The 15869-nt window shown below is 75.2% G+C and carries 12 protein-coding genes and 1 pseudogene; 11 read left to right on the top strand and 2 right to left on the bottom strand.

Annotated elements, in window-relative coordinates:
• Positions 1–79 precede the first annotated feature (79 nt).
• The 10 genes and pseudogenes from GQS52_RS05045 to GQS52_RS27020 all read left to right on the top strand — a co-directional run bounded on the left by GQS52_RS05045 (position 80) and on the right by GQS52_RS27020 (position 13103).
• The gene (locus GQS52_RS05045; RefSeq protein ID WP_259370592.1) at positions 80–1066 is read left to right on the top strand and encodes an iron-siderophore ABC transporter substrate-binding protein; all 987 of its coding nucleotides are present in this window, start codon (positions 80–82) and stop codon (positions 1064–1066) included.
• 254 nt (positions 1067–1320) lie between these two features.
• A complete protein-coding gene (locus GQS52_RS05040; RefSeq protein ID WP_182311854.1) occupies positions 1321–2115 on the top strand; it encodes a 2,3-dihydro-2,3-dihydroxybenzoate dehydrogenase in 795 nt (264 codons plus the stop codon).
• Between the two features lie 174 nt (positions 2116–2289).
• Entirely contained in the window at positions 2290–3513 is a 1224-nt protein-coding gene (dhbC, locus tag GQS52_RS05035) for an isochorismate synthase DhbC (protein ID WP_182311853.1), read from the top strand.
• Positions 3510–5309: a (2,3-dihydroxybenzoyl)adenylate synthase gene (locus GQS52_RS05030; RefSeq protein ID WP_182311852.1), complete on the top strand. Its 1800-nt coding sequence runs from the start codon at positions 3510–3512 to the stop codon at positions 5307–5309. The genes dhbC and GQS52_RS05030 overlap by 4 nt, the downstream gene beginning before the upstream one ends.
• Before the next feature lie 143 nt (positions 5310–5452).
• Positions 5453–6058, top strand: a pseudogene (locus tag GQS52_RS05025) (isochorismatase family protein); the annotation flags it as partial.
• Positions 6059–6091: 33 nt separating this feature from the next.
• Positions 6092–6319, top strand: a complete 228-nt coding sequence (locus GQS52_RS27505) for a phosphopantetheine-binding protein (RefSeq protein WP_259371043.1) — start codon at positions 6092–6094, stop codon at positions 6317–6319.
• 134 nt (positions 6320–6453) lie between these two features.
• A complete protein-coding gene (locus GQS52_RS05020) occupies positions 6454–10548 on the top strand; it encodes an amino acid adenylation domain-containing protein (RefSeq protein ID WP_259371042.1) in 4095 nt (1364 codons plus the stop codon).
• On the top strand, positions 10545–10742 hold the full coding sequence (locus GQS52_RS05015) for an MbtH family protein (protein ID WP_182311850.1): 198 nt from the start codon (positions 10545–10547) through the stop codon (positions 10740–10742). Before GQS52_RS05020 ends, GQS52_RS05015 begins: the two co-directional genes overlap by 4 nt.
• 400 nt (positions 10743–11142) lie before the next feature.
• Positions 11143–11571 carry a 4'-phosphopantetheinyl transferase superfamily protein gene (locus tag GQS52_RS28365; RefSeq protein ID WP_346268225.1) on the top strand — a complete coding sequence of 143 codons (429 nt, stop codon included), beginning with the start codon at positions 11143–11145 and terminating at the stop codon, positions 11569–11571.
• A gap of 1046 nt (positions 11572–12617) precedes the next feature.
• A complete protein-coding gene (locus GQS52_RS27020) occupies positions 12618–13103 on the top strand; it encodes a helix-turn-helix transcriptional regulator (protein ID WP_259370590.1) in 486 nt (161 codons plus the stop codon).
• Between the two features lie 135 nt (positions 13104–13238).
• Here GQS52_RS27020 and GQS52_RS05000 read toward each other — a convergent pair whose 3' ends face one another.
• Complete coding sequence (locus GQS52_RS05000; protein WP_220472741.1) at positions 13239–13865, bottom strand: hypothetical protein; 627 nt, start codon at positions 13863–13865, stop codon at positions 13239–13241.
• Positions 13866–14110: 245 nt separating this feature from the next.
• Between GQS52_RS05000 and GQS52_RS04995 the strand changes: the two genes are divergently transcribed.
• Positions 14111–14764, top strand: a complete 654-nt coding sequence (locus GQS52_RS04995; protein WP_182311848.1) for a DsbA family oxidoreductase — start codon at positions 14111–14113, stop codon at positions 14762–14764.
• 51 nt (positions 14765–14815) lie between these two features.
• On the opposite strand, the gene GQS52_RS04990 is transcribed toward GQS52_RS04995, so the two are convergent.
• Positions 14816–15727, bottom strand: coding sequence for an NADP-dependent oxidoreductase (locus GQS52_RS04990; RefSeq protein ID WP_182311847.1), 912 nt, complete (start codon positions 15725–15727; stop codon positions 14816–14818).
• Positions 15728–15869: the final 142 nt, after the last annotated feature.

The raw sequence follows: 15869 nt of genomic DNA, 5'->3' as shown, positions 1-15869 counted from the left end.
AGGCCCGTGCTGTCCCCGCCGCTGTCCGGGCGGCCTCCGGGGCCGCCCTCCGCAAGGCCCGAGATCCATGGAGACTCCGATGACCCGCACCAGTTCACTCCGTTCCCGCGCGGCGGCGTCCGCCGTCGTCGTCGTGGCCGCGGCCCTCGCGCTCACCGCGTGCGGCACCGGCCAGGAGTCGGGGAAGGGCGGCTCGGCGGAGGGCCCGGGCAAGGGGGGTGCCGCGGGCACGGTGTCGGTCACCGACGCCGCCGGCACCGAGGTCGAGGTGCCCGAGAAGGCCGAACGCGTGGTCGTCCTCAGCGAGTTGGACCTGGACGCGGCGCTCACGCTCGGTGTGGAGCCGGTGGGCCTGTCGGCCGGGCGCGGCCAGCAGGGAGCCCCGGCCTACCTCGCCGACGAGGCGGAGGGGATCGAGGTGGTGGGCGCGGTGACAGGCCCCGTCATGGACAAGGTGATCGGGGCGAAGCCCGACCTGATCCTGGCCGGCCAGCTGAAGGACGAACAGGTCGTCGCCCAGTTGCGGAAGATCGCGCCGACCGTGGTGACCTTCCGGCACAAGGACTCCTGGAAGGAGTCCTTCGCCGGGGTCGGGGAGGCGCTGAACAAGAAGGCCGAGGCGGACAAGGTCCTGGCCGGCTACGACGAGCGGGTCGAGGAGCTGCGGGCCGCGCTCGGCGACCGGGCGGACGACACCGTCAGCGTGGTGCGCTGGGCGGGCAACTCGGCCGCCGTCATGCAGCAGGGCGTGTTCGTCAGCGACGTGCTGAAGGACCTGGGCGTGAAGCGCCCGGCCGAGCAGGCGGAGCAGGGCGAGGGCCACTCCACGCCGATCAGCATGGAGGCCCTGGACCGGATCGACGGCGACTGGCTGTTCGTCGGCTCGCTGGACGAGGCCAACACCAAGAGCCTGGACGCGGCCCTGGAGAAGAAGGAGTTCGCCGCCCTCGACGCGGTGGAGAAGGGGCGCGTGACCAAGGTGGACGGCTCCAAGTGGACCAGCCTGGGCGGCCCTGCGGCGGCGCTGTCAGTGCTGGACGACATCGAGAAAGTCATGGTCGGCTGACGGAACCCCGCAGCCCCGCAGGCCCGCAGCCCCGCAGGCCCGCAGCCCCGCAGGCCCGCAGCCCCGCAGGCCCGCAGCCCCGCAGGCCCGCAGGCCCGCGGGTCCACGGGGCTCCGGGGCCTCAGAGCTCCGGGGCCTCAGGGGCAACGGGCCCTTCTCGAAGGCGGGTTGGAGTGCGGCGGGTGGCCTGGAGGCCATCCGCCGCTTGTGTTAGGTTAGCCTTGCCTAAGTTTCACTGAAGGTGAGGGAACGCGATGCACGACCCGGAGCTCTCCGGAAAGGTGGCGCTGGTCACCGGCGCGGCCCAGGGCATAGGCCGGGCCGTGGTCCGGGCGCTGGCCGAGCGCGACGCCCGGGTCGTGGCCACCGACCGCAACGCCGAGGCCCTCGAGGCACTCGGCGCCGAACTCGCGGGCGGGTCCGGCACGGTGACCGCCCGTCCCCTGGACGTCACCGACCCGGCCGCCGTCGACGCGCTCGTCGCCGAGGTCGAGCACGGGACCGGGCCGCTGGACGTCCTGGTCAACGTCGCGGGGATCCTGCGCATCGCTCCCGTGGTCGAACTCACCGACCGGGACTGGGCCGACACCTTCGCCGTGAACACCACCGGCGTCTTCCACACCTCCCGCGCGGCCGCCCGGGTGATGGCCCCGCGCGGCAGCGGATGCATCGTCACCGTCGCCTCCAACGCCGCCGGCGTGCCCCGCACCCGCATGGCAGCCTACGCCGCCTCCAAGGCCGCCGCCGTGATGTTCACCAAGTGCCTCGGCCTGGAGCTCGGACGCTCCGGCGTCCGCTGCAACACCGTCTCGCCCGGCTCCACCGACACTCCCATGCAGCGCGGCATGTGGGCCGACCCGGCCGACGACTCCCACGCCCGCGCCGTCGTGGAGGGCGACCTCGCCTCCTACCGGGTCGGCGTCCCGCTGGGGCGCATCGCCCGTCCCGAGGACATCGCCGAGGCAGTGGCCTTCCTCGTCTCCGACCGCGCCCGGCACATCACCATGCACGACCTGTACGTCGACGGCGGCGCGACGCTGCGGGCCTGACGACCGCCGAGGTCCGGTCCCGGACCGTGGCGGGCCCCGCGCCTCCCGCACCCCTCCCCGGCTACCGGCCTCGGCGGCCCGGCGGCCCGGCGGCGCACGAGCGCCCACGACCCCGCCCCTCCCGCCCACGGCCCCGCCCCCGCCCCTCCCCGATCCACAGAAACGGAGTCCCAGGTGACCACGGCCCACGAGGCGGCCCCCGGACGGTGCGCGCCGCAGCCCGGGGGAACCGCCCTGCTCGCCGACTACCGTCCCGGCGGCTCGGCGAGCTTCTTCGCCGGGCCCCACCGCACCCTCCTCGCCGAGGGCGTGCGCGCCCGGGTCCCGCACGGGCCCGCCCCGCTCGCCGGCCGCGTCGCCGAGACCCTGCGGGCCGCCAGGGGGTCCGGGGAGGGCGCCGGAGCGGCCAATCCGGTCGTCGTCGGCGCTGTGCCCTTCGACCACCACGCGCCCGCGCAGCTCTTCGTGCCCTCCCGGGTCCGCTGGGCCGGCCCGCTGCGCGAGGACCCGCTGCTGGCCTTCCCCGCCCCCGAACCGGCCCCCGTCGCCTGGCGGGTGCGCCCGGTGCCCGCGCCCGGGGAGTACGAGGCCGCCGTCGCCGCGGCCGTGGCCCGCATGCAGGCCGGCGGCCTCGGCAAGGCCGTGCTCGCCCGCACCCTCGAACTCACCGCGGAACCGGGCTCCGTGGACGTCCCCGGCATGCTCCACCGGCTCGCCCGCCGCGACCCGCACGGCTACACCTTCGCCACCCCGGCGGGGGAGGGCCGCACCCTGATCGGGGCCAGCCCCGAACTGCTGGTCTCCCGCCGCGGCGGCCTCGTCACCGCGAACCCGCTGGCCGGCTCCGCCCCCCGCAGCGCCGACCTCGCCGAGGACGTGCGCCGCGCGGCCGCCCTCCTGGAGTCGCCCAAGGACCTGCACGAGCACGCGGTGGTCGTCGACGCCGTCCGCGAGGCGCTGGCGCCCCTCTGCCGGAACCTGCACGTCCCCGAGCGCCCCACTCTGGTGCGCACCGCCGCGATGTGGCACCTGTCCACCACGGTCACCGGCGAACCGGCCGGCCCGTCGGTGACCGCGCTGGACCTGGCCACCGCCCTGCACCCCACCCCTGCCGTGTGCGGCACGCCCACGGACGCCGCCCGCGCGTTCATCCGGCAGGTCGAGCCCTTCGACCGCGGCCTGTACACCGGCGTCGTCGGCTGGGGCGACGCATCCGGCGACGGCGAGTGGGTCGTGACCATCCGCTGCGCCGAGGCGGACGCCGGCTCGCTGCGGCTCTTCGCCGGGGCCGGCGTGGTCGCCGGATCCCGGCCCGAGGCGGAACTGGCCGAGACCAGCGCCAAGTTCGAAACGTTTCTGCACGCTGTCGGAGCCGACGGGACGGGACACCGGGCATGACCGAGCACACCGAGTACGCCGAGCACCCCACCGTCACCGGGCACACCGGGGACCCCACCGTCACCGGGCACACCGGGGACCCCGCCGCCACCGGGCACGCCAAGGACGCCGGGCACGCCGGACACCCCGCCGCCGCCGAGTACCCCGGGCATCCCGGGACCCCCACCTGGCCGGCGGAGTTCGCCGAGCGCTACCGCGCGGCCGGCCACTGGCGGGGCGAGACCTTCGGGCGGATGCTGCGTGAGAGGGCCGCCGCCCACGGCGACCGCGTCGCCGTCGTCGACCCGGCGGGCGACGGCCGCCGCTGGACCTACGCCGAACTCGACGAGCGCGCCGACCGGACGGCCGCCGGACTGCTCGCCCTGGGCGTGGCCAAGGGCGACCGGGTCGTCCTCCAGCTGCCCAACACCGCCGAGTTCCTCCAGGTGGTCTTCGCTCTCTTCCGCATCGGCGCCCTGCCGGTCTTCGCGCTGCCCGCGCACCGCGTCACCGAGATCGCGCACTTCTGCGAGTTCGCCGAGGCCGTCGCCTACATCGTTCCCGGCGTGCACGGCGGCTTCGACTACCGGGTGCTGGCCGACGAGGTGAGGGCCAGGGTGCCCGGCCTGCGGCACGTCGTCGTCGCCGACGGCGATCCCGGCGCCCACACCCCGCTGTCCGCCGTCACCGGCGACCCGGCCGCACTCGACGGCGCCCCCGCGCCCGCCCCGCACGAGATGGCCTTTCTCCAGCTGTCCGGCGGCACCACCGGCGTGCCCAAGCTGATCCCGCGCACCCACGACGACTACCTCTACAGCCTGCGCGGCTCGGCCGAGATCTGCGGACTGGACGGGGACAGCGTCTACCTGTGCGTCCTGCCGGCCGCCCACAACTTCCCCCTCAGCTCCCCGGGCACGCTCGGCACCCTCCACGCCGGCGGACGGGTCGTCATGTGCCCCGACCCAAGCCCCGAAACCGCGTTCCCGCTGATCGAGCGCGAGGGCGTGACCGTCACCGGCCTCGTCCCCCCGCTCGCCCTGGTGTGGACCGAGTCCGCCGCGGCCGGCACCGGGCACGACCTGTCCAGCCTGGAGGTGCTGCTGGTCGGCGGCGCCAAGTTCAGCGAGGAGGCCGCCCGCCGGGTGCGCCCCGCCCTCGGCTGCACCCTCCAGCAGGTCTTCGGCATGGCCGAGGGACTGGTCAACTACACCCGGCTGGACGACCCGGAGGAGGTGGTCGTCACCACCCAGGGCCGCCCGATCTCCCCGGACGACGAGATCCGCATCGTCGACGACGCCGACAACGACCTGCCCGTCGGCGCCACCGGCCACCTGCTCACCCGCGGCCCCTACACCGTCCGCGGCTACTACCGCGCCCCCGGGCACAACGCCGCGTCCTTCACAGCCGACGGCTTCTACCGCACCGGCGACGTGGTGCGGATGACGGAGACCGGGCACCTCGTCGTCGAGGGGCGCGCCAAGGACCAGATCAACCGGGGCGGGGAGAAGGTCGCCGCCGAGGAGGTCGAGAACCACATCCTCGCCCACCCGGCCGTCCACGACGCCGCCGTGGTCTCCATGCCCGACCCCTACCTGGGCGAACGCACCTGCGCCTGGGTGATCCTGCGCTCCGGCGCCGGGCCGGTGAAGCGCTCCGAGATCGTGAGGTTCGTGCGCGGCCGCGGCCTGGCCGCCTTCAAGGTCCCCGACCGGGTCGAGTTCGTCGACGCCTTCCCCAGCACCGGCATCGGCAAGGTCAGCAAGAAGGACCTGCGCGCGGCCATCGCCGCGCAACTGCGCGAAGCCCCCCGGGCCTGACCCCCCGGGCCTGACCCCCGGGTCCGACCGTGCCGGACCCGACTGCCCCGGGCCCGGCACCCGGGGGGGCCGGACCCCGACTGCCCCGGACCCGATGACCCGTCCCCGCCCCACCCCTGCCCCGCTCTGCGAAAGGCACCACCGTGGCGCTCCCCGCCATAGCCCCCTACCCGATGCCCACCGCGGCCGACCTGCCGCCCAACCGCGTGGACTGGACCGCCGACCCCGGCCGCGCCGTGCTGCTCGTCCACGACCTGCAGAACTACTTCCTGCGCGCCTTCACCCCCGGCGCGTCCCCGCTGACCGAGCTGCTCGCCAACACCGCCGCCCTCCTGGGGCGCGCCCGAGCCCTGGGCGTGCCGGTGGTCTACTCCGCCCAGCCCGGCGGCCAGAGCCCCGCCGAGCGCGGGCTGCAGCAGGACTTCTGGGGGCCGGGCCTGCCCGACGACGCCCGCATGCGGGCGATCCCGGACGCCGTGGCCCCCGTCGAGGGCGACACCGTGCTGACCAAGTGGAAGTACAGCGCCTTCGTCCGCACCGACCTGGAGGAGCGGATGCGGGCCGCGGGCCGCGACCAGCTGGTGATCGCCGGCGTCTACGCCCACATCGGCGTCAAGGTGACCGCCTGCGACGCCTGGATGCGCGACATCCAGGCGTTCCTGGCCGCCGACGCCCTCGCCGACTTCTCCGCCGACGACCACCGCGACGCCCTGGCCTGGGCCGCCGCCAAGTGCGCCGCAGTCACCACCGCCGACCGCATCTTCGCAGGGAGCCGACAACCGATGGCACTCACCCGGGACCGCATCCGCCAGGACGTCGCCGACGTGCTGGGCGAGGAACCCGAGGACATCTCCGACGACGAGAACCTGGCCGACCTCGGCCTGGACTCGGTGCGCATCATGACCCTCGTGGAGCGCTGGCGCCGCGAGGGCGCGACGATCGCCTTCGTCGAGCTGGCCGAGGAGCCGTCGGTGGAGAACTGGTGGGCGCTGCTGAAGGAGCGGGTGTGATACCGGCGCCCCGCACCGCGGCGGACGACCGGACCGCCGGCCCGCAGGCCGCACCGCGCCCCGGCCGCGCCCCGGCCGGGGCCCGGCCGCCCGAGGACTCCCCGGCCGCCCCGGACTTTCCGGCCGCGCCGGGTCTGCCCGCGGAGGGCCTGCCGCTGACCGCCGCCCAGGCCGGCATGTGGTTCGCCCAGGCGATCGACCCCGGCAGCCCGGCGCAGAACACCGCCGAGTACGTGGAGATCCGCGGCCGCGTCGACGAGGACCTCCTCACCGAGGCGCTGCGCCGCACCGTCGCCGAGACCGACGCGCTGCGCGTGCGGATCGTCCTCGACGGCGACACCCCCCGCCAGCTGCCCCTCGACCTCGACCTCGGCCCCGGTTCCGGCCCCGGCCCCGGCCCCGGTCCGGGCGGCGCCGTCCCCTTCCCCCTGCACACGGCGGACCTGCGCGGCGAGGACGACCCCGACGCGGCGGCGCGGGCCTGGATGGACGCCGAGCGCTCCCGCCCGGTCGACCTCGCCCGAGGCCCCCTGTTCGCCCAGGCCCTGCTGCGCGTCGGCGACGACCGCCTGCTGTGGTACCAGCGGATCCACCACACCGTCATGGACGGCTTCGGCTACTCGCTGATCGCCCGCCGAGTCGCCGAGACCTACACCGCCCTGGCCGCCGGCGCCGAGGTGCCGCCCAGCCCGTTCGGCCGCCTGGCCGACCTCGTCGCCGAGGACGCCGCCCACCGCTCCGGTGAGGCGCCGGCCGCCGACCGGGAGCACTGGAGGGCCGTCTGCGCCGGGCTGCCGGAGACGCCCGCCAACCTGGCCGGCGGACGCACCGCCCCCGCCTCCCGCACCTTCGTGCGCCGCACCGCGCGCCTCGGTGCCGCCGCCACCGCCGCCCTGCGCGGGACGGCCGCCGCGGCGAGGGCCACGTGGCCCGAGGCCGTCCTCGCCGTCCAGGCCCTGTACCTGTCCCGGGTCACCGGCTCCTCCGACGTCGTCCTCGGCGTGCCCCTGATGGGCCGCACCGGATCGGTGGCCCTGCGCGTCCCCGGCATGGTGATGAACGTCCTGCCGCTGCGGCTGACCGTGCGTCCCGAGGACACCTTCCGGCAACTGGTGCGGCAGGCCGTCCTCGGGCTGCGCGCCGCCCGCCGCCACCAGCGCCACCGCTACGAGGACATCCGCCGCGACCTCGGCCTGCTCGGCGAGGGCCGCGCCCTGACCGGCCCGCTGGTCAACCCCATGCCCTTCGACTACGACCTGGCCTTCGGGGACGCCACCGCCACCGCCCACTTCCTGTGCGCCGGCCCGGTCGAGGACCTCACCGTCAACCTGCGCGACCGCGCCGACGGCTCCGGCCTGCTCGTCGAGTACGACGGCAACCCCGCCCTGTACGACGCGGACGCCCTCGACGCCCACCTGCGGCGCTTCCTGCACCTGCTGGACGCCCTCACCGGCCCCGGCGCCGACCCGGACGCGCCCCTGGGCTCCACCGCCGTCCTCACCCCGGCCGAACGCGCCCGCACCGTCGAGGAGTTCAACGCCACCGGACGCGACCTGCCGCCCACCACCCTGATCGGACCGATCGAGGCGCGCGCCGCCCGCACCCCGGACGCCACCGCCCTCGTCATGGACGGCACCGCCCTGACCTACGGCGAGCTCAACGCCCGCGCCAACCGCCTGGCCCGGCACCTGACCGGCCTGGGCGTGCGCCCGGGGGCGGTCGCCGCCGTCGCGCTGCCCCGCTCGGTGGAACTGGTGGTCTCGCTGCTCGCCGTCCTCAAGGCCGGCGGCGCCTACCTGCCGCTGGACCCCGACTACCCGGCCGACCGCCTGGCGTACATGCTGGGCGACGCCGCCCCGGTCTGCCTGCTCGCCGACCGCGCCACCCGCGCCCGCCTGCCGCAGGACCACGGGCTGCCCGTCGTGGAGCCGGGCGACCCCGCCCTGCGGCGGGAGCTGGAGGCCGCCCACCCGGCCTGCGACCCGCCCCGCGCCCTGACGCCCCACCACCCCGCCTACGTCATCTACACCTCCGGGTCCACCGGCCGCCCCAAGGGCGTCGTCGTGCCCCACGGGGCGATCGACAACCGGCTGCGCTGGATGCAGGCCGAGTACGGGCTGGCCGGGGACGACCGGGTGCTGCAGAAGACCCCCTCCGGGTTCGACGTGTCGGTGTGGGAGTTCTTCTGGCCGCTGCGCGAGGGCGCCACCCTGGTCCTGGCCCGCCCCGACGGCCACAGGGACCCCGCCCACCTGGCCCGCACGGTCCGTGAACAGGCCGTCACCACCGTGCACTTCGTCCCCTCGATGCTGCAGCTGTTCCTCGCCGAGCCGGCCGCCGCCGGCTGCACCGGCCTGCGGCGGGTCTTCTGCAGCGGGGAGGCCCTGCCGCCCGAGACCGTCGGCCGCTTCCACGAGGTCCTGGGCGGAAAGGTCCCCCTGCACAACCTCTACGGCCCCACCGAGGCCGCCGTCGACGTCACCCACCAGCCCTGCCCGCCCGACGGGCCGCACCGCGACGGCGGCCCGGTGCCCATCGGGCGCCCCGTGTGGAACACCCGCCTGTACGTGCTCGACGCGGCCCTGCAGCCGGTCCCCGAGGGCGTCACCGGCGAGCTGTACCTGGCCGGGCACCAGCTGGCCACCGGCTACCTGGGCCGCCCCGCCCTGACCGCCTCCCGCTTCGTCGCCGACCCCTTCGGCCCGCCCGGCTCCCGCATGTACCGCACCGGCGACCTCGCCCGGTGGCGCCCGGACGGGGCGGTGGAGTACCTGGGCCGTACCGACCACCAGGTCAAGCTGCGCGGCCTGCGCATCGAGCTCGGCGAGATCGAGGCCGCCCTGGCCCGGGACCCCGCCGTCGCCGCCGCCGCGGTGCTGGTGCGCGAGGACCGCCCCGGCGACCGGCGCCTGGTCGGCTACGTCGTGCCCGCCCCCGGCGCAGTCGCCGACCCCGCCGCGCTGCGCGAGGCGCTGGCCGCCGAACTCCCGGACCACATGGTGCCCGCCGCGGTCGTCGTCCTGGACGCCCTGCCGCTGAGCCCCAACGGCAAACTGGACCGCAAGGCCCTGCCCGCCCCCGGCCTGCCGGCCGCCGCCGAGCAGGCCCGCGCCCCCCGCACCCCGGTCGAGGAGACCCTGTGCCGGATCTTCGCCGACGTCCTGGGCCTGCCCCACGCCGGCGTCGACGACGGCTTCTTCGACCTGGGCGGCAACTCCCTGCTCGGCGCCCGCCTGGTGGCCCGCGTCCGCGACGTCCTCGGCGCCGACCTGGCGGTGGGGGCCCTCTTCCGCGCCCCCACCCCGGCCCGCCTCGCCGAGGCCCTGGACACCGGAGGGGGCAACGCCTCCGCCCTGGACGTACTGCTGCCCCTGCGCGCCTCCGAGCCTGCTTCTGCCTCCGACCACGACCCCGGCGCCGGCCGCACGGCCGGCACCGGCCGAATCCCGCTGTTCGCCATGCACCCGGCCGGCGGCATCAGCTGGTGCTACAGCGGCCTCCTCGCGCACCTCGGCCGCGAACAGCCCGTCTACGGGCTGCAGTCCCGGGGCCTGACCGCCCCCGAGCCGCTGCCGGGCACCCTGGAGGAGATGGCCCGCGACTACGTCGCCCGCATCCGCACCGTCCAACCGCACGGCCCCTACCGCCTGCTGGGCTGGTCGGTCGGCGGGCTGATCGCCCACACCGTCGCCGTGCAGCTCCAGGAGGCCGGCGAGCGGGTCGACCTGCTCGCCATGATGGACGCCTACCCCGCCGAGCAGTGGCGCGACCAGGCCGGCCCCGGCCGGCAGGACGCGGTGCGGGCCCTGCTGCGCATGGCCGGCTTCGACGGCGACGCCTTCGACGGCGGCCGGCTGCCCGGCCCCGACGAGGTCGTGGCGATGCTGCGCCGCGAGGGCAGCGCCCTGTCCGCCCTGGAGGAGCACACCCTGAACGCGGTGGTGGACATCGTGGTCAACAACAGCCGCCTGGTGCGCGAGCACGAACACCGCCGCTTCGACGGCGATCTGCTGTTCTTCACCGCGGCCGCGCCCCGCCCCGAGGACTGGCTCACCGTCGACGCCTGGCGGCCCCACGTCGGCGGCCGGATCACCAACCACGACCTGCCCTGCCTGCACCACGAGCTGACCCGGGGGACGGCCCTGGCCGAGATCGCCGCCCGCCTCGCCCCCCACCTGGACGCGCCCCCCTCGGGCACGCCCCGCCGCCAGGACGGAGCGACCGCATGAGCACCCGCAGCCCCTTCGACGCGGACCCGGACGCCCCCGCCGGCGCCGCCACCCACCTTGTGCTGCGCAACGACCGCGGCGAGGCGTCGCTGTGGCCGGCCTTCGCCGCCGTCCCGGCGGGCTGGACGGCCGTGTTCGGCCCCGCCCCGCACGCGGCGTGCGAGGCGCACATCGAGCACAATGACGAATTGTGACCACCCAGGACAGCGCGTTCACCCGGCCGCCCGGCACGCCCGCCCACCTGCCCGGCCCCGTCCCGGCGGCCGACGGGGAAGAGGGGCCGCCGGCGCCCTCCCCGGCCGGGGAGGGCGCCGCGGCAGCCGTCGCCCCGCCGCCCCGCGTCCTCGGCGACCCGCCCCTCCCGGACCGCCTTCCCCGTCCCGGGGCCGGAGCCGTGGACACCTGGCTGCTGCGCATCACCCCCACCGCGGCCCTGCGCGCCGACCTCCTGGACGACGGCGAACGCGAACGCGCCGCCCGCTTCCGCCGTGAGGAGGACCGCACCCGCTACGTCGCCTCCCACATCGGCCTGCGCCGCCTGCTGGGCGCGTACCTGGGCGCAGCCCCGGCGGCCGTCGCGTTCGTCCGCGAGCCGTGCCCGCTGTGCGCGGCGCCGCACGGCCGCCCCGCGGTGGCGGGACAGGCCGAGGAGGCCGGCGGCCTGCACTTCTCCCTCTCCCACAGCGGGGGTTTCGCCCTGGTCGCCCTCGCCGCGGCCCCGGTCGGCGCCGACCTGGAGGAGGTCCCGCGCCCGAACGTCGTCGACAACCTGGAGTCACAGCTGCACCCGCTGGAGCAGCAGCAGCTCGCCGCCCTCGCCCGGCCGACCGCCCGGCCGCGTTCGCCCGCTGCTGGACCCGCAAGGAGGCCTACCTCAAGGGCACCGGGACCGGTCTGGGCGAGGACCCGTCCCGCACCCCGGTCGGCGCCGGCCCCCGCCCGGAACCCGTTCCCGGCTGGCTCCTGGCCGACGTCCCCGTCCCCACCGGCCACGCCGCCGCCTGGGCCCTGCGCACCGGCTGATCCGCCGAGCACCGGAGGAGCGGGGCCGGACTCCCGGGCCGTGCGACGCGCAGGGTTCGTCCGGGGCGTCAGGGGCTGATGCCCCCGCCCCGGTGCGGCCGGGAAACCTGTCCTGCGTTCCTCGGGCGCCCACCGGCAAACCTGCGTTTCGGGGACGGCAGCCGCCAGGGCGGTCCCCGAAAGAAGCGCGGCGATGTACTCCGTATACTCCACCGGGCTGAAGTCGCACCAGCTCTTGGCCGTGACGAGGAACAAGAAGTCCGTCAGGGCGGCCCCGGCGCGGAGAGTGCCCGGGAAAGAATTGTCTGCGCCCGTCCGCTCCTCCCGGGGGCGGTCGCGGGGGGATTCTTTGCCCGGGGGAAACCCGCCGACCTCCCCCGGGAATCCCTGGACCTTCTCCGCGGTTTTCGACCCGGCTCCCGGGTCCTCCGGAGGGCCGGGTTCGTGGAAGTTTCTCCCTGGCGCTTTGGACCGAGCGGCCCGGTCGACCGCATCGCCGCCGGACGGCCCTGCCCGGAGCCGTCCACGACGTGGGGGGCGGCCCGCGAGCACGGTGGGGGCCGCCGCGGGGCGGCCCGGCGGACCTGGGGCGTTCACCGGGTGCGGAGGCCGGACGTCAGCGGGCCGAGCCGTCGCCGAGCCGGACGGAACCGCTGAGCGCCACCCTCCTGACGCCTCGACGGAAGGGGGCCGTAGGCAAAGCTCTGGCGGCGGGGATCATGTTTCGGCCATCATTGTTTCCGGAGTGATCAGAAAAGAAAGCAGAACGATAGTGTGGCCGGCGCTGTCCGATGCTGTGCCACCGGGTGGCCGGGGGAAGGGGCAAGGTGGTCGTGCACTGGGACAGTGCAGTGGCGGAATCGGAGGGAGGGAAGAATTCCGCTTCGCCTCGTGAGCAGGAACGGAATCCCTGCCGATGCCGGGCGGTGATTGTCGGACGCCCCACTCTGCGACACCGGGCCGTGGTGGAATTACTGCGGGCCCACGGCGATGTCCAAGTCCTTCGGGAAGTTCCCCACGAGGCGGACCTCCTGCGACTGGTCGCCGTGGGGCAGCCCGACGTCGTCGCCATGGAAGCCCCGCCGTCCCGGGCGGCCCGCGTGGAGACGGTGCGGGCGCTGCGCCGCGTGGCGCCGCGTGCCGCCCTCCTTCTGCTGCCTCCTGATGGTGCCTGTACGGCGGAGGTCGGATCCCTCGGGGTCGCGAGCCCGTCGCCCGCCCCCTCGCTGAGACCGCCGGCCGCCGTCCGCGTCGAGCGCCCCGCCCCCCGGGACGGGGCCCGCAAGGCCGACCGCGCGCTGTCGCCCCGGGAACTCGAGGTGCTGCGGTACGTGGCGCTCGCCATGACCAACCAGCAGATAGCCCGCACGCTGAACATCACCACGGGGACCGTGAAGTCCCATCTGCACCGGGCGTTCCGCAAGCTGGGCGCCGTCTCCCGGCTCGACGCCGTCACCAAGGCCACCGTCGACCGGCTGATCCCTCCTCCGCCCGACGGGCCACCGGTTTCCCCTGTGCGGCTTCCCGGGTGACGGACGCGGTCCGCTCCCGACGTGTTCGGCCCTCCCCGCGCGCGGCGCGGTGGGGGATCCCCGTACCCGCAGTGCGCGGGGATGCGGCCGGGCGCCCCCCGCGGAGGCGCCCGGCCGCATCCCCGCCGAGCGAGGTCAGCCGACCGTGGTCCGGGACAGCACGACCGGGTTGGCCGGGTCCGGGTAGCAGGGCAGCTGCCCGACCTCAAAGGTGGTCGGGTCCTCCGCGGTCCAGATGAAACCGGTGTCGGTCTTGCTGGTGCCGGCCACCGAGGTGGTCACGACGCCCTCGGTGGCCGGGGCCTTGAGCAGGACGTTCAGCGTGGGGACGTCCGCGTCCTCGCCGGCTGTGAACGGACCGGTCGCCGTGAGGGCCACCCGGCCGGGGGAGAAGCTCACGGTCTGCTTGGAGTCTTTGAGGTTGTAGCCGCCGGTGAGGGCGTAGCCGATGACCTTGGTGCCGGCCGGGAGGTTGTACGTGAAGGTCACGTCCCAGGCCTTGGTGTTGAACTCGGTCCTCGGGTTGATGGGCTCGGGGTCGTAGGAAACGGTGAACATCTGGTTCGGCTTGACGTTACTGGGCGCGGTCACCTCGTAGCCGCGGCTGTAGTTCAGGACGTAGGTCTCGCCGTTGTAGTCCACCGGGCACAGCAGCGGCACCGTCAGCGGGGCGGCCGAGGCGCTGCCCGGCAGCGCGAGGGCGCCGGTCGCGGCGAGCAGGGAGGCCATGACGGCCCGGCGGATGACGTGTCGTGAGTTCACGGGTTCCTCTTTCACATGACTGGAACGGAGACGGCCTCCCGAGCGGAAGGCGGGCGGGAACGGAGGCCGGTGGCCGTGAACGACCGGCACGGTCTTTCCCCCATGGCCTTACTTTCGGCCACCTCTCTCGAAGTCCGGTCGAGAGCACGTCGAGGATCGCCGCCCGGCGTTGACCTCAACCGGAGTTCACGTTGCAGAATCCGGCGGAGGCGCACGGTCGTGCCGATGCGAGAGGGGAAAGTCCTGTGCTGACGATAGAGATCTGGTCCGATGTGGTGTGTCCCTGGTGCTATCTCGGAAAGCGCCGGTGGGAGTCCGCGTTGGCGCGCTTCCCGCACGCGGACGACATCCGTACCGAGTGGCGGGCCTTCGAGCTCCGCCCCCATCAGCCGACGGTTCCCGGGGACACCCTCGAGGAGACCATGCGCCGGGACGGGCACACCAAGAGCGAACTGGACGGCATCTTCCGGTGGATCGGAGAGCTGGGCGAGCAGCAGGGCATCGTGCTCCAGCCCCAGCACTACCGGCCGGTCAACTCCTTCGACGCGCACCGCCTCGTGAAGCTCGCCGCGTCGCACGGACTGGCCGACACGATGACGGAGCGCATCCTGCGGGCCTATCACGAGGAACTGCGGAACATCGCCGACCACGGGGTGCTGCGGGCGTTGGCCAAGGACGCGGGAGTGCCCGCCGACGAGGTGGCCGCCCTGCTGGCGGAGGACGCCCACGCCGACGAGGTGCGGGCGGACGAGGCCGTGGCGGCCCGCATCGGGGTGACGTCGGTCCCCTCCTTCGTGGTGGACGGCCGGGAGGCCGTCCACGGAGTCCTGGAGACGGACGCGCTGTCCGCGATGTTGGAGCAGGTCTGGGCGCGGCACACCGCGGCGGCCGGAAGCTGACCGCGGTGGTACCGCACCGCCCGCCGGGCGGTGCGGTACCACCGTCCGGCGTCAGTCGACCACGATGGCGATCTTTCCCCGGACGTGCCGGGTCTCGACCGCGCGGTGGGCGTCCGCGGCCTGCGCGAGCGGGAACGTGCGGGAGACCTCGATGCGCAGCCTGCCGTCCGCGTAGAGGTCGACGAGCTGCTGCAGCCGCGTGGTGGAACGCTGCGAGAACAGTCCGAGTATGCCCAGCTCCTCGACCCGGTCGAACGCCACGAGCGTGCCGATCCGGTCGCGGTCCTCCACCAGCTCGACCGAGACGTCGACGGCGTCGCCGCCGGCGCCGTCCAGCGCGGCGGTGACCCCTTGCGGAGCCAGTTCCCGCACCCGGTCCGACAGGCCCTCGCCGTAGGCCACCGGGACCGCCCCGAGGGACCGCAGGTAGTCGTGGTTGTGCGGCCCGGCCGTACCGATGACTGTGGCACCGTAGGCCTTCGCGAGCTGGACGGCGACGGTTCCCACGCCCCCGGCCGCCGCGTGGACCAGCAGCGTGTCGCCGGCCCCCACCTTCAGCCGCTCCAGCGCGGTGTGCGCGGTCTGGCCGGAAGCGGAGAACACCCCGGCGACCGGCCAGGGCATCGACGCGGGCTTCGTCACGATCTGGTCGGTGGGGACGACCAGGTACTCGGCGTGGCCCGCCAGGAGGGCCCAGCCCAGGACCTCGCTGCCCACCGGGAACCCCTCGGCCCCCTCACCGACCTGGTCGACGACGCCGGCGAACTCGTTGCCGATCTTCTGCGGAAAGGCCAGGCTCTGGCCGGGGGGAGCCCAGCCGCCGCGCACCGCACAGTCGGCGGCCTGGATCCCGGCGGCCTTCACCCGCACGCGGACCTGCCCCGGCCCGGCCGTCGGCGTCTCCACGTCGAGCAGTTCGACGACCTCGGGCCCGCCGAAGGAATTGATCGCTGCTGCCTTCACGACATACCTCTCCTGGGTGCACGGGGCCGGCTCCGACGCAGCGGCCGGACGTCCACGTGGGGTGGGAGCACCGCTTCCAGCGGTGCGGTGCTCCCATGCTCATGGTTCAACCGCAGTTGAGGTCAACCGGCATCGGCTTCCT

This window comes from Streptomyces sp. SCUT-3 (genome assembly GCF_014083985.1).
Taxonomy (GTDB): Bacteria; Actinomycetota; Actinomycetes; order Streptomycetales; family Streptomycetaceae; genus Streptomyces_H; species Streptomyces_H thermolineatus.
This window is presented reverse-complemented; position numbering and strand designations above follow the sequence as displayed.

Bases quoted from the DNA above. Each gene is read 5' to 3' on its own strand.
- GQS52_RS05015 (WP_182311850.1), top strand. From the start codon at position 10,545: ATGAGCACCCGCAGCCCCTTCGACGCGGACCCGGACGCCCCCGCCGGC.
- GQS52_RS05045 (WP_259370592.1), top strand. From the start codon at position 80: ATGACCCGCACCAGTTCACTCCGTTCCCGCGCGGCGGCGTCCGCCGTC.
- GQS52_RS27505 (WP_259371043.1), top strand. From the start codon at position 6,092: ATGGCACTCACCCGGGACCGCATCCGCCAGGACGTCGCCGACGTGCTG.
- GQS52_RS05040 (WP_182311854.1), top strand. From the start codon at position 1,321: ATGCACGACCCGGAGCTCTCCGGAAAGGTGGCGCTGGTCACCGGCGCG.
- GQS52_RS05030 (WP_182311852.1), top strand. From the start codon at position 3,510: ATGACCGAGCACACCGAGTACGCCGAGCACCCCACCGTCACCGGGCAC.